The sequence below is a fragment of the Streptomyces sp. NPDC055025 genome (genome assembly GCF_053608565.1).
On the sequence record NZ_JBSGVS010000022.1, the window covers coordinates 83873 to 96649 of the forward strand.

Genomic DNA, 12777 nt, shown 5'->3' on the forward strand with positions numbered 1-12777 from the left:
TACGGTCGGGCAGGCCCGACCGCCGACACCACCCTCCCGGGGAGCCCCGCCCATGACCACCGCCACCTCACGCCCCAGCGACCGGCGCATCTCCCCGGTGTTCCTGGGCATCGCCGCCGTCACGGCCGTCGCGGGCTGGGCCGTCTGGACGGACTTCGCGGCGGACGTCCGGATCGCCGTCTTCCTGTTCGTCACGGGCGCCTGGGTCGTCTCGCTCTGCACGCACGAGTACGCGCACGCCCGCACCGCGCTCCACGGCGGGGACATCTCCATCGGCGCGAAGGGGTATCTGACGCTCAACCCGCTCAAATACACCCATGGCATGCTGAGCATCGTCCTGCCGGTGATCTTTGTGATCATGGGCGGCATCGGTCTGCCGGGCGGCGCGGTCTTCATCGAGCGGAACCGTATCCAGGGCCGCTGGAAGCACAGTCTGATCTCCGCGGCCGGCCCGCTCACGAACGTGCTCTTCGCGGTCGTCTGCACCGCCCCGTTCTGGCTCGGCGCCCTCTCCGGAGTGCCGGCCGGCTTCCGCTTCGCGCTCGGCTTCCTCGCGCTGCTCCAGGTCACCGCGGCGATCCTGAACTCCCTGCCGGTGCCGGGGCTGGACGGCTACGGCGTGATAGAGCCCTGGCTGTCGTACCGGATCCGCCGCCAGATCGAGCCGTACGCCCAGTTCGGACTGCTCGCCGTCTTCGTGATCATCCTCATCCCCAGCGTGAACGCGGTCTTCTTCGACGCGATCGACGCGGTCCTGCGCGGCCTCGGGGTGACCGAGCTGGACACGTACTGCGGCCGGAACCTCTTCACCTTCTGGGAGTCCCGGAACGAGTTCGTCTGCGGCCCCGTCAGCCCGTGACGCCCCGGGGGGCCTCCGCGGCCGGCGTCGTGGCCGCGGAGGCCGCCGCCCGCTCGAACCTCGCCCTGCGCAGGTAGTACCAGCCCATGTTGGACGAGAGCCCGGCGAGCAGCACCCAGACGATGCCGAGCCAGTTCCCCTGGACGAACGAGACCACCGCCGCGACGACGGCCAGGACGCAGACGGCGAGGGCGTAGAGAGCGAGGCGGGGCATGGGGGTCGGCTCCTGTCCTGGGACTTTTCCGGGCTTCCGGGGTTCTGCGGGGTTTTGCGGGGTTGGCGCGGCTTCTCGGGGTGCCGCGGTCCGCGCTCCTCAGTGTCCCCCATGCCCAGGAGCGCCGGGCGTCCGGCCGGACGGGCGTCAGACGTCCGTCACACGCAGCCCTGCGTGCGCCTTGTAACGGCGGTTGACCGAGATCAGATTGGCCACCAGGGACTCCACCTGGTGGGCGTTGCGCAGCCGCCCCGCGAAGACTCCGCGCATACCCGGGATACGGCCCGCCAGCGCCTGCACGATGTCCGTGTCCGCGCGCGCCTCGCCCAGCACCATCACATCGGTGTCGATCCGCTCGACGTCCGGGTCCTGGAGCAGCACGGCGGAGAGATGGTGGAACGCCGCGGTCACCCGCGAATCCGGCAGCAGGGCGGCGGCCTGCTCGGCCGCGCTGCCCTCCTCGGGGGTGATGGCGTACGCGCCCTTCTTGTCGAAACCGAGCGGATTGACGCAGTCCACGACGAGCTTGCCCGCCAGCTCGTCCTTGAGGGCCTCCAGTGTCTTCGCGTGCCCGTCCCACGGCACGGCGACGATCACCACATCGCTGCGCCGCGCGCACTCGGCGTTGTCGGCTCCCTCGATCCCCTCGGCGCCGATGGCGACGAGTCCGGCCGCCGCCGTCTCCGCGCGCTCGGCCACCCGGGATCCGATGATCACTTTCTGTCCGGCCCGCGCGAGCCGGTAGGCGAGGCCACGCCCCTGGTCCCCGGTACCGCCGAGCACTCCGACGACGAGCCCGGCGACGTCCGGAAGGTCCCAGGGATCCTTGGCGGGCGCGGGCGCGGGGGCGGAGGGCTTGGGGGCGGTGGTGTTGCCGCTGTCCGTTGAAGTCATGACGCCGACCCTACTGGGCGGTAAAGGCGCACGTTCGGGTGAGCCGCCGGCCATCCGCCGCGCCGCCCGCCGGACTGCGGCAGGATGCGGTCCATGGACGCCGTACGCGTGGCACTGCTGCGTGAGGTCCTCGCGGGCACGGAGTGGCCGGCCGCGGCCCGCCGGTTCGCGGGGGCCCTGCGCTCCTCCGTCGTACCCCAGGGCGGTGGGCTGCTGCTGGTGGGGACCGAGGAGTACGAGCCGTGGCATCTCGCGGCGCATCTCGTGGACGAGGCGGCGTGGTCCGGCCAGCCGGAGCTGAATCCCACGCTCGTACGGCACCGGGTACGGCCGGAGGATCCCGCGCATCTCGCCGTCGGGCTGGGGCGGCTCGAAGCGGCGGGCCGGGGGCAGACGCTGCTCGTCGTGGCACCGCGCCGGCCGGACGACGGATTGCTGGAGCGGGTGCACGACGCGCGGCGGGCCGGGGCGACGGTGCTGTCGCTGGACGGCGGGGACGCGGAGGTGCGGGGGCTGGCGCACGACGCGCTGACGGTGGGCGGACCGGACACGGCGCAGGGTGTGGATCTCGACACGGTGCAGCATCTGGTCAGCGCGGCGGCCGGGGAGAACAGCCTGCCGACGGCGCGCGGCCGGCGCCGGTTCCGGGACCGGCTGTCCTGGCTGGCGGACCAGTTGACGGCGCCGCCGCCGGCGCGGTGGTGAGCACCGTCACACCATCGTGAAATCCGGTTGCACCCCCGCCCACCACCACGCAGCATGACCGCTCGTGACCAAGAAGCCCGGTGCGATCGCGGCGATCCTGCCGGATCTCTCCCCTCTGCGCTCCTCCCGCGATTTCCGGCTGCTCTGGGTGCAGGGGCTGGTGACGACGGTCGGCAGCTTCATGGCGATGATCGCGCTGCCGCTCCAGATCAAGGATCTGACCGGATCGCCCCTCGCCGTCGGCGCCATGGGTCTGGTCGAGCTGGTCCCGCTGGTCGTCTTCGGGCTGTACGGGGGCGCCCTGGCCGACGCCGTCGACCGGCGCAAGGTCATCCTGCTCACCGAGGCGGGGCTCGGACTGCTGGCCGCCGTCCTGCTGATGAACGCGCTGCTGCCGGAGCCGATGCTCTGGCCCCTGTACGTCGTCGCCGGCGGGGTGTCCGCGCTGGCCGGGCTCCAGCGTCCGGCGCTGGACTCGCTGATGGCCAGGATCGTGCCGCACGACCAGCTCACCGCCGCCGCGGCGCTCAACGCCGTGCGCTGGCAGGTCGGCTCGATCGCGGGGCCGTCGCTGGCGGGTGTGGTCGTCGCGTACGCGGGCCACGCGACGGCGTACGGACTCACGATCCTGACGTTCGCCGCCTCCGTACTGCTCTGTACGCGGCTGTCGGCGGCGCCCGCCGCGCATGACGCGGAGAAGCCGTCCCTGCGGGGCATAGCGGAGGGCGCGCGGTACGCGTGGAGCAGACCGGTGCTGCTGGGGACGTACGCGATCGATCTCGCCGCGATGTTCTTCGCCTTCCCGAACACGATCTTCCCGTTCCTCGCGGACGAGCTCGACGCGGAGTGGGCGCTGGGACTGATGTACGCGGCGGGCTCGGTCGGTTCGGCGGTGCTCGCCCTGACCAGCGGCTGGACCTCACGGGTACGGCGGCACGGGCTGTTCGTGGTGTTCGGCGCGGCGGGATGGGGGCTGGCGATCACGGCGGCGGGGTGGTTCGCGAACATCTGGCTGGTGCTGGTGTGCCTGGCGTTCGCGGGCGCGGGCGACATGCTCAGCGGGCTGGGCCGTTCGACCATCTGGAACCAGACCATCCCGGAGGAACTGCGCGGCCGGCTCGCGGGGATCGAGGTGCTCTCGTACAGCGTCGGCCCCCAACTGGGCCAGGTGCGCGCGGGCGCGATGGCGGGCTGGACGGGCACGCGTCCCGCGATCTGGGGCGGCGGGCTGGCGTGTGTGGTCTCGGTGGGCCTGCTGGCGGCCGTGCTGCCGAAGCTGGTGACGTACGACGCGGCCACGGACGAGGACGCGCGACGCCGCCGCGCGGCGAAGGAGCCCACGGGGGACGCGCCCCGGGAAGAGCCACGGGAAGCGACCCCGGCCGCGACGCCCTGACGGCCGGGGCCCGGGGCCCCGGGCCGACGGGCCGACCGGACCAGGCATCCGGACCAACCGCACCGGCCGCCCGGACCAGTAAGGGCGCCGATGCCCCGGCCGGGCGGTCACCCGGCGGACGGGCCGCCGGGCCGGGGGACTGCCGGGGCGCCGGGCCGCCGGGGCGGTTCTCCGCCGTCAGTCCTGCGCCGGGCTGTCCGGCTTGTCGTGCCACTTCGGGTCGGTCTCCCACTCCAGATTCCGCTCCCGCGCGGTGTCCATCGCGTGCGCCGCCTCCTCCGGGGTCGCGTACGGGCCGAAGCGGTCCGCCGCGCGGCACTCCGGGCCCTCCTCGACCTTCTGATGGCGCAGGCAGTAGTACCACTCGCCGGGTTTGCCGACCGTACGCTTCTTGAACAGGGCCATCGTCGGCTCCTTCCTCTGAACGCCATGGTGCCCCGGACACGCTGGTTAGACTCGCTGGCATGTCTGGCCAGTCACTGCTCATCCCCGGGGAGATCTCCCCCCTCCGTTCCGTACCCGGAAAGATCCGGCGCCCCGAGTACGTGGGGAAGCCCGCGCCCGCCCCGTACACCGGGCCCGAGGCGCAGACCGACGAGACGGTCGAGCTGATGCGGATCGCGGGGCGGATCGCCGCGCAGGCGATGGAGGAAGCCGCCAAGCACATCTCGCCCGGTGTCACCACGGACGAGCTGGACCGGGTCGCGCACGAGTTCATGTGCGACCACGGGGCCTATCCGTCCACGCTCGGCTACCGGGGCTTCCCCAAGTCGCTCTGCACCTCGGTCAATGAGGTGATCTGCCACGGGATCCCCGACTCCACGGTGCTCCGTGACGGGGACATCGTGAATCTGGACGTCACGGCGTACATCAACGGCGTCCACGGCGACAACAACGCCACCTACCTCTGCGGCGATGTCGACGAGGAGTCGAGGCTGCTGGTGGAGCGGACCCGTGAGTCGCTGAACCGCGCCATCAAGGCCGTACGGCCCGGACGGCAGATCAATGTGATCGGGCGGGTGATCGAGTCGTACGCCAAGCGGTTCGGCTACGGCGTCGTCAAGGACTTCACCGGCCACGGGATCAGCTCGTCCTTCCACTCCGGGCTGATCGTCCCGCACTACGACAGTCCGCACGCCACCGCCGTCATGCGGCCGGGCATGACCTTCACCATCGAGCCGATGCTGACGCTCGGCACCTACGAGCACGACATGTGGGACGACGGCTGGACCGTGGTCACCAAGGACAGGAAGCGAACGGCGCAGTTCGAACACACGCTGGTGGTGACGGACACGGGAGCGGAGATCCTCACTCTTCCGTGAGGTTGCCGTAGCGCTGAGGCGGGGTAGCGTTTTTACCGACAGGACGTCGGGAACCAGTTGACTTAGGTAAGCCTAAGTAAGAGTATCGCTTCTGGCGGCGGCGCGTGCCGCCACGAGCGCATGCGCCCGTTCCCGTCCCCTTTGGTCTCCGGAGGCCCGTCTTGGACGCAATCGCCAGCGCCACGCCCTTCTCCACCCTCATCCGCGTCGCCTCGCACGAACAGCACACCGAGGCGGAGACCTCGACCTTCATGAGCGATCTGCTGGGCGGCCGGCTCGGCGTGGACGCCTATACGCGCTACACGGAGCAGCTCTGGTTCGTGTACCGGGCGCTGGAGGGCGCCGTGGACGCGCTGAGATCGGACCCGGTCGCCGGGCCCTTCATCCAGCCGGAGCTGGCCCGTACGCCCGAGCTGGAGCGCGATCTCGCGCATCTGCGCGGCCCCCGGTGGCGCGAGGGCCTCGACCCGCTGCCCGCCACCGCCGCGTATGCCGCGCGGATCGAGGAGTGCGCGCGCGTCTGGCCCGGCGGATATGTGGCCCACCACTACACCCGCTATCTCGGCGATCTCTCCGGGGGCCAGATCATCCGCGACAAGGCGGAGAAGACCTGGGGCTTCTCCCGCAAGGGCGACGGCGTCCGGTTCTATGTCTTCGAGGAGATCCCCAACCCGGCGGCGTTCAAGCGGGGTTACCGCGAGCTGCTGGACCGGGTGGCGGCGGACGATCTGGAGAAGCAGCGGATCGTCGACGAGTGCAAGCGCGCGTTCGACTTCAACGGCGCGGTCTTCCGCGAGCTGGGGACGCACTTCCCGCTGAGCGCGTAGGGCTCCCGGGCGCGGAGCGCCCCGGCTCGGGCGCGGTACGCGGGACCCGTTCGAGCGCCGTCCTGATCGTCGCCGCGGGATCGGGGTGATGACGGCCTCGGTGGGCCCCGGATCAGTGGGCCGTCAGGAGCCTTACCCGGCCGCCGATCTCGATCGTGCCGTCGGGGCCCGGGGCCGTGATCAGCTGGGAGCCGCGGCCCTGGGTGATGTTCAGGGCGCGGCCCAGCTGTGCCGTGAGCAGCAGGGCCGCCGCGCCGGTCGCCTCGTCCTCCGCGATGCCGTCGTCCCGGCGGGGGAAGGCGCGGGCCCTGACCCGGCCGGCCGCCTCGTCCTCCCAGGCCCAGGCGTAGAGCCAGCCCTCGCCGGGCGGCGGCGCGGGCAGGGCGTCGACCTCGGCGGCGGTGGCGTACTGGCGGAGCGTGCGCGGCGGGGCCCACTCGGGGCGGGCCGTGATCCAGGTGAACTCGCCGTCCTGACGTACCCACACCTCGCCCGCGGGCGGGTTCACGGTCTCCAGATCGAGCAGCCAGGCCGCGCCGACGAGCGGATGCCCGGCGAACGGGAGGCGCAGGCCCGGGGTGTAGATGTCGACCACACCGAGCTCGGGATCGTCGACGAACACGGTCTCGCTGTAGCCGAGCCGGGCGGCGAGCGCCTGCCGCGCCGCCCGGTCGGGGTGGTGCCGCCCTTCCCGGACGACGCCGAGCGTATTGCCGTGTCGGCCGTCGGCACCGCAGAAGACGCTGAGTACGTCGATGTCAGTCACCCGCGCATTCAAGCATCACCGGCGGAGGGCGCGGACCGGGGTCCGGGGCCGTGGACCGCGGTCCGGGGCCCGTGGACCAGGAGGTCCGTGCCCGTGGGCCGGGAGGTCCGTGCCCGTGGGTCTGGAGGTCCGGCGACGGAAGCGGGTCCGTGCCGCTCACCTCCTCGGCGGTACGGAACCGCTCCCTCTACGCCGTCTCCTCCTCCAGCGCCATACCGCGGCGCCTGGCCACGAGGACCGCCGCCGCGCCCGCCGCGGCGATCGCGCCCGCCGTACCGAGCAGCGCGCCCGTCGGGATGTCCGAGCCGGTGGAGGCGAGGGAGCCGGAGCCGCCGACCGTACCGCCGCCCGCCGTTCCCGAGCCGCCGACGGTGCCTGAGCCGGTGCCCGAGCCCCCTGTGCCACCGGAGGTGCCGCCCGTACCGCCCGTACCGCCGCCCGTACCGCCCGGCAGGTTCGCCTCGTCGTCCAGTGACACGGCGAGCGTCAGCCGGTCGAGGTCCGTGCCCGCCGGGTACATCCCGCCGAACGCCTTCGTACCGTCGGCCGTGAGGGTCGCGGGAACCGCGCTCAGGGTCACGACACCGTCCTCGGCGGCCAGTTCACCGCCCGGGAGGTCCAGCGTGGCGAAGGCCAGGTCCTGGTACGTGGCGACCTCGTGCGTCTCGCGGTCCTTGGTGGCCACATCGGCGACGAGCGTGCCCTCGCCGTCCGCCACCTCGACGCGCAGACCGCTGAGTTCGAGGTCCAGGACATACTCCCCGGCCTCCTCGTGCCCGAGGAAACGGACCGTACCGCCGAAGGACGCGGAGAGCGTCTGCCCGTCGGCGTCGAAGGAACCGGTGCCCTCGGGGAAGCGGTAGGCCGCCCCGGACCGCGTTGCCCCGTCGCCGAGTTCGACCTTGCCCTTGGCGATCGGGCCCGTGACATACGAGCGGAAGGACTCCTTGACGCCCCAGTCGAGATTGCCGTCGACGATCGCGCCGTCCTCGGCCGCCGGAGGTGTCTCGGAGGCCGGGCCGGTCGGGGTCGGCGTCGGGGTCGGCTCGCCGGTGGGCGGCCCGGTGGGCGGGGTGGTGCTGGGAGTGGGGGCCGGGGTGGACGGGGGCGGGCTCACGGGCGGGGTCGGGGTGCCGCCCGTGGAGTACCCGACGGCGAGCGTCGCCTTGTCCAGCTCCGTGCCCTCCGCGTACATCCCGTTGAAGGCCTTCGCGCCGTCGGCGGTCAGCTTGGCCGGGATGTCCCTGAAGACCATCGAGCCGTTCGCGGTCTCCGGGCGGATGCCCGCCAGATCGATCGAGGCGAGCTCGATGTCGTCCTGTGCGGCGCCGTTGAGGGTGACGTCCGCCTCGATCGCCCCGGCCGTGCCCTCCGTGACCAGCTTGACGTCGGCGATCTTGATGTCGAACCCGTGGGCCGTGGAGGAGAACCGGACGGCGCCGTCGAAGTCCGTGGTCACGTTGTGCGTCGCGGGGTCGTACGTACCCGTCCCGCCGGAGAAGGTGAAGGGACCGTTGCCCGCGGCCTGGGTGGCGCCGTCGGTGGCCGAGATGGTGCCGCCCGCGATACCCGTCACATATCTGCGGAACGACTCCTTCAGCCCCCATTCCAGGGTGCCGTCCTTCAGATCCAGCCTTGGGGCCGCGCCGGGAGCGGCGGGCGCGGCGTAGGGCACGGCGGCGGGGGCGCCCGCCGCGAGCGCCGGGATCGCGAAGGCGGAGGCGCCGAGTGCTGCCGCCGTCGCTATGGCGGCGGCGAGTGTGCTGGGGCGGCGTATGGCTGCCATGGTGGATGGTCTCCTCGATGGTGTGGTGCGGTGGAGTGGTGCATGACGCGTGGTGCGTCGCGTGGTGCGTGGTGCGTCGTTGTGCGTCGCGTTCTGCGATGTGCGTTGTGCGTGGTGCGTCGCGTTGTGTGGGGGAGGTCAGCGCTCGTCGGACGTGGCGGCGCCTCCGCGCCTGCGGACCACGACGACGGCGAGTCCCGCGAGTCCCGCCGCGACGAGTGCTCCCGCGCCGAGCGCCGTGTACGTACCGGCCCCGGCGGACGACGAGGACGCGGACGCGGTGGACGACGACGCGGCTTCGGCGGCGGGGCCGGTGGGGTCCGGGGACGCGGTCCCCGGCGCCGTCGGCTCCGGCGCCGCCGAGGCGTCGCTGCCCAGATCCGGCAGGGCGGGCAGCCGCGCCTTCCCGTCGACGGCGACGGCCAGCGAGACGGGATCCATCGCCGTGCCCGCCCGGTAGAGGGAGCCGAAGGTCTCGGCGCCCGGTGCCGTCAGCGTGGCGGGCGCCTCGGTGAGCGAGGCGAGGCCCTTCTTCGGGGTGAAGTCCCCGGCCTCGAAGGTGACCAGGGGCACCGCCTTCCGGGGCGGGCCGCCCTCGGCCGCGTCGGTGACATCGGCGAGGAGCGTGCCCTTGCCGTCCCTCACCCTGACGGCGATCCCGGTCAGGGTGAGATCGAGTCCGGTGCCGGTGAAGCGGACGGTGCCCGCGAAGTCCGCGTCGAGCGTCCCCTTCCTCGCGTCGTACGAGCCCGTGCCGCGCGGGAAGCGGAAGAGCGCGCCGCCGTCCTGGGCGCCGTCGCTCAGGGTCCAAGTGCCCTTCGCGATGGGGCCGGTGACGTACTCGCGGTACGTACGGCGTACGCCCCAGTCGACGGCCGCCGTGCTGAACCCTCCCGGAGCCCGCCCCTCATCGGGCTTCTTCTCCGGCTTCTTCTCCGACGGCCCGGTCGTCGGCCCGGTCGTGGGCCCGCCCGTGGACGGACCGGCCGGCTTCCCGGCCGCGACATCCACGGAGAGACTGACCGGGTCGAGGGGGGTCCCCGCCGTGTAGTAGCCCGCGAAGGCGACGGCGCCCTGTGGGGTGAGGGTCGCCGGGACGTTGCCGAGGGCGACCGGACTGCCGCCGCCCGCCATGCTGATCCCGGAGAGATCGAGCGAGGCGAGCGGGACCTGAGCCGCCCTGGTGAGCTTGCCGGACCCCTTCGCCTTGCTGGTCATATCGGCGTAGACCGTGCCGCCGCCGCCCGAGATCCGCACGGTGGGCCGGCTGATCGTGAGATCGAGTTCATATGTCCCGTCGGCCTTCTGATGGCCGGTGAACCGGACCCCGCCGGAGAAGCCGGCCCGGAACGCCCCGGTGACCGGGTCGTACGAACCGGTGGCCGAGTGGAAGCGGAACCGGCTGCCCACGGTGGCCGCGCCCCCGGTCAGCGCCCAGCCGCCGTGCGCGATCGGCCCGGTGACATAGCTCAGGAACGAGGACTTGACGCCCCAGTCGAGTCTGCCGCCCTGCACCGTACGGCTCGCCGCCTGTGCGCCGACGGCCGGAAGCAGGGTCACCGGCAGCGCCAGAAGAAGCGCGACGGCGAAAGCGCGCACCGGTCCGAAGGACAGCATCGAGTGACTCCCACAGGTGAACGGACGAACGAGTGAACGAACCTGGCAGATGAACGGACCCGGATACAGATATCCCCGGGTCTGGCAAGCGAGGTAAGGCTAACCTAAGCTACAGCCGACCCGAACGGGAACCCTTCCGCCGACGGGAACCACGGCAAAACATCACAGACCCCGAAGTCACGGCATGACAAACAGAACGAACAGGACGGTGCACTCCGTGCGCAGATCACGTCTGACGAGTGCGCTCCTCCCCGCGCTCGCCCTCGCCCTGACCGCGACCGTCACCGGCTGCGGTGGCGGTGGCGGAGGAGGTGACGGAGCAGGTGGCGGCAACCTCGGCAGTACGGGAAGGTCCGGCGGCGGGCAGACCTCCGCGACGGCCACGGCCGACCGGGTCGAACCCCTCCCGGGCACACCGGCGCCGCGACTGCCGGTCACGGTGGACTCGGCGGACGGGCGTGAGGTGACGATCGCCTCGGCCGACCGGATCGTGCCGCTGACCGGTTCGCTGAGCGAGATCGTCTTCACGCTCGGCCTCGGGGAACGGGTGGTGGCACGCGACATCACCGCCACCTTCGAACAGGCCGCGGATCTGCCCCTGGTGACCCGGGCGCACGATGTCTCGGCCGAGGGTGTGCTGTCGCTCAAGCCGACCCTGGTCATCGCCGACACCACCACCGGCCCCGCCGAGGCCATCGGCCAGATACGGGACGCGGGCATCCCGCTCGTGGTCGTCGCGCCGGCGAAGAGCCTCGCCGACGTCGACGCCCGGATCGACGCGGTGGCCGGCGCGCTGGGGGTGGAGGCGGCCGGCGCCCGGCTGAAGGAACGTACGGACGCGCGGATCGCCGCCGTACAGAAGGACATTCCGGCGCGCGAGGGCCGCCGGAAGCCGCGGGTCGCGTTTCTCTATCTGCGCGGCCCGGCCTCCGTCTATCTGCTCGGCGGCGCCGACTCGGGGGCGAGTTCCCTGCTGGAGGCGGCCGGCGCGGTCGACGCGGGCAAGGAGTCGGGGCTGCGGAAGGACTTCACCGCGATCACGAGCGAGGCACTGGCGAAGGCCGCGCCGGACGCGATCCTGGTGATGACCAAGGGGCTCGAATCCGTCGGCGGGCCGGACGGGCTGGTGAGGATCCCGGGGGTCGCGGAGACGCCTGCCGGGATGGACCGCAGGGTGGTCTCGGTCGATGACGGGGTGCTGCTGAACTACGGTCCGCGCACCGACGAAGTGCTGAAGTCGATCGTCGAGCAGCTCTACGCGAACGGGAAGTGACGTGACGACGACACCCGCCGCGCGCGAACGGCCGTCGCCCCCGGACGGCGCGCGCGGGCGGGACGGCGGGAAGCGGCTCCCTCGGAGCACCACCACCCTGCTGAGCGCCGGGCTGCTCGCGGCGCTGGTCCTGCTCTGTCTGCTCTCCGCGGGGATCGGCGCGTACGACATCCCCCTCGGCGATGTCCTCTCCTCCGTCCAGCACCGGGCGGGGCTCGGCGGCGCCGCGCTCGACCGCGTGGGCGAGAGCGTCCTGTGGAACGTCCGGCTGCCCCGCGTCGCGCTCGCGCTGCTCGTCGGCGCCTCGCTCGGCTGCGCGGGCGCGCTGACGCAGGGTGTGTTCGGCAATCCCCTCGCCGAACCGGGGGTCATCGGGATCTCGTCGGGCGCGGCGGTCGGCGCGGTGGCCTCCATCGCGCTGGGGCTGAGCTTCTTCGGCAACTGGACGGTGACGGTCTGCGCGTTCGTCTCCGGACTGGCGACCGTACTGCTGGTGTACGCGCTGTCCCGCTCGGGCGGCCGTACGGAGGTGGTCACGCTGATCCTCACCGGTATCGCGGTCAACGCGTTCGCCGGGGCGCTGATCGGGCTCTTCATCTTCTTCGCGGACAACGCGCAGATCACCCAGATCACCTTCTGGCAGCTCGGTTCGCTGGCGCAGGCGACCTGGCCGAAGGTGCTCGCCGTACTGCCGTGCGCGCTGGCCGGTCTCGCCGTGGCGCCCTTCCACGCGCGGAAGCTGGACCTCCTCGCGCTCGGCGAGCGGCCCGCCCGCCATCTCGGGGTGGATGTCGAGCGGCTCCGTATCGTGCTGGTGCTGACCGTGGCGCTGCTCACGGCGGCGGCGGTCGCGGTGGCGGGGATCATCACGTTCGTGGGTCTGCTCGTACCGCATCTGCTGCGTATGGCGAACGGTCCAGGACACCGCTTCCTGGTCCCGGGCAGCGCGCTCGGCGGCGCGCTGGTCCTGGTCGCGGGCGATCTCGCGGCCCGTACGGTCGCCGCCCCGGCGGAACTCCCCCTGGGCGTCCTGACGGCGCTCTTCGGCAGCCCCTTCTTCTTCTGGCTGCTGCGTCGAACACGGCGCGGGCAGGGAGGTTGGGCATGAGCCGGCCCCG

At 72.4% G+C, this 12777-nt stretch carries 13 protein-coding genes; 7 read left to right on the plus strand and 6 right to left on the minus strand.

What is annotated here, in order from left to right; all coding sequences use genetic code 11:
* Positions 1-52: 52 nt before the first annotated feature.
* Positions 53-859 carry a site-2 protease family protein gene (locus tag ACWGDX_RS15965; protein WP_453625985.1) on the plus strand — a complete coding sequence of 269 codons (807 nt, stop codon included), beginning with the start codon at positions 53-55 and terminating at the stop codon, positions 857-859.
* Here the strand turns inward: ACWGDX_RS15965 and ACWGDX_RS15970 are convergent.
* Both ACWGDX_RS15970 and npdG read right to left on the minus strand, forming a co-directional pair.
* On the minus strand, positions 849-1073 hold the full coding sequence (locus tag ACWGDX_RS15970; protein WP_453625987.1) for a hypothetical protein: 225 nt from the start codon (positions 1071-1073) through the stop codon (positions 849-851). The genes ACWGDX_RS15965 and ACWGDX_RS15970 overlap by 11 nt on opposite strands.
* A gap of 147 nt (positions 1074-1220) precedes the next feature.
* Entirely contained in the window at positions 1221-1967 is a 747-nt protein-coding gene (npdG, locus tag ACWGDX_RS15975; protein ID WP_453625989.1) for an NADPH-dependent F420 reductase, read from the minus strand.
* Positions 1968-2060: 93 nt separating this feature from the next.
* On the opposite strand from npdG, the gene ACWGDX_RS15980 reads away from it, so the two are divergent.
* Complete coding sequence (locus ACWGDX_RS15980) at positions 2061-2672, plus strand: hypothetical protein (protein WP_383033164.1); 612 nt, start codon at positions 2061-2063, stop codon at positions 2670-2672.
* A gap of 64 nt (positions 2673-2736) precedes the next feature.
* A complete protein-coding gene (locus ACWGDX_RS15985) occupies positions 2737-4068 on the plus strand; it encodes an MFS transporter (RefSeq protein ID WP_453625991.1) in 1332 nt (443 codons plus the stop codon).
* Between the two features lie 177 nt (positions 4069-4245).
* Here ACWGDX_RS15985 and ACWGDX_RS15990 read toward each other — a convergent pair whose 3' ends face one another.
* The gene (locus ACWGDX_RS15990) at positions 4246-4473 is read right to left on the minus strand and encodes a hypothetical protein (RefSeq protein WP_453625993.1); all 228 of its coding nucleotides are present in this window, start codon (positions 4471-4473) and stop codon (positions 4246-4248) included.
* Positions 4474-4532: 59 nt separating this feature from the next.
* Between ACWGDX_RS15990 and map the strand changes: the two genes are divergently transcribed.
* Both map and ACWGDX_RS16000 read left to right on the plus strand, forming a co-directional pair.
* Positions 4533-5390: a type I methionyl aminopeptidase gene (gene map, locus ACWGDX_RS15995; RefSeq protein WP_453625995.1), complete on the plus strand. Its 858-nt coding sequence runs from the start codon at positions 4533-4535 to the stop codon at positions 5388-5390.
* 161 nt (positions 5391-5551) lie between these two features.
* Positions 5552-6217, plus strand: coding sequence for a biliverdin-producing heme oxygenase (locus ACWGDX_RS16000; RefSeq protein ID WP_453625997.1), 666 nt, complete (start codon positions 5552-5554; stop codon positions 6215-6217).
* Between the two features lie 112 nt (positions 6218-6329).
* Here ACWGDX_RS16000 and ACWGDX_RS16005 read toward each other — a convergent pair whose 3' ends face one another.
* From ACWGDX_RS16005 to ACWGDX_RS16015, 3 genes are all read right to left on the minus strand, one after another.
* The gene (locus ACWGDX_RS16005) at positions 6330-6983 is read right to left on the minus strand and encodes a PhzF family phenazine biosynthesis protein (protein ID WP_453625999.1); all 654 of its coding nucleotides are present in this window, start codon (positions 6981-6983) and stop codon (positions 6330-6332) included.
* Between the two features lie 187 nt (positions 6984-7170).
* Positions 7171-8769, minus strand: coding sequence for an HtaA domain-containing protein (locus ACWGDX_RS16010; RefSeq protein ID WP_453626001.1), 1599 nt, complete (start codon positions 8767-8769; stop codon positions 7171-7173).
* 138 nt (positions 8770-8907) lie between these two features.
* Complete coding sequence (locus tag ACWGDX_RS16015; protein ID WP_453626003.1) at positions 8908-10386, minus strand: HtaA domain-containing protein; 1479 nt, start codon at positions 10384-10386, stop codon at positions 8908-8910.
* A gap of 184 nt (positions 10387-10570) precedes the next feature.
* Between ACWGDX_RS16015 and ACWGDX_RS16020 the strand changes: the two genes are divergently transcribed.
* Positions 10571-11659: a heme/hemin ABC transporter substrate-binding protein gene (locus ACWGDX_RS16020; protein WP_453626005.1), complete on the plus strand. Its 1089-nt coding sequence runs from the start codon at positions 10571-10573 to the stop codon at positions 11657-11659.
* Between the two features lies 1 nt (position 11660).
* A complete protein-coding gene (locus ACWGDX_RS16025) occupies positions 11661-12767 on the plus strand; it encodes a FecCD family ABC transporter permease (RefSeq protein ID WP_453626007.1) in 1107 nt (368 codons plus the stop codon).
* Positions 12768-12777: the final 10 nt, after the last annotated feature.

What these genes read in the sequence shown, in the direction of transcription:
- ACWGDX_RS16015 (WP_453626003.1), bottom strand. Translation starts at nt 10,386, where the DNA reads ATGCTGTCCTTCGGACCGGTGCGCGCTTTCGCCGTCGCGCTTCTTCTG.
- npdG (WP_453625989.1), bottom strand. Translation starts at nt 1,967, where the DNA reads ATGACTTCAACGGACAGCGGCAACACCACCGCCCCCAAGCCCTCCGCC.
- ACWGDX_RS16010 (WP_453626001.1), bottom strand. Translation starts at nt 8,769, where the DNA reads ATGGCAGCCATACGCCGCCCCAGCACACTCGCCGCCGCCATAGCGACG.
- ACWGDX_RS15965 (WP_453625985.1), top strand. Translation starts at nt 53, where the DNA reads ATGACCACCGCCACCTCACGCCCCAGCGACCGGCGCATCTCCCCGGTG.
- ACWGDX_RS15990 (WP_453625993.1), bottom strand. Translation starts at nt 4,473, where the DNA reads ATGGCCCTGTTCAAGAAGCGTACGGTCGGCAAACCCGGCGAGTGGTAC.
- ACWGDX_RS15970 (WP_453625987.1), bottom strand. Translation starts at nt 1,073, where the DNA reads ATGCCCCGCCTCGCTCTCTACGCCCTCGCCGTCTGCGTCCTGGCCGTC.
- map (WP_453625995.1), top strand. Translation starts at nt 4,533, where the DNA reads ATGTCTGGCCAGTCACTGCTCATCCCCGGGGAGATCTCCCCCCTCCGT.
- ACWGDX_RS16020 (WP_453626005.1), top strand. Translation starts at nt 10,571, where the DNA reads ATGACAAACAGAACGAACAGGACGGTGCACTCCGTGCGCAGATCACGT.
- ACWGDX_RS15980 (WP_383033164.1), top strand. Translation starts at nt 2,061, where the DNA reads ATGGACGCCGTACGCGTGGCACTGCTGCGTGAGGTCCTCGCGGGCACG.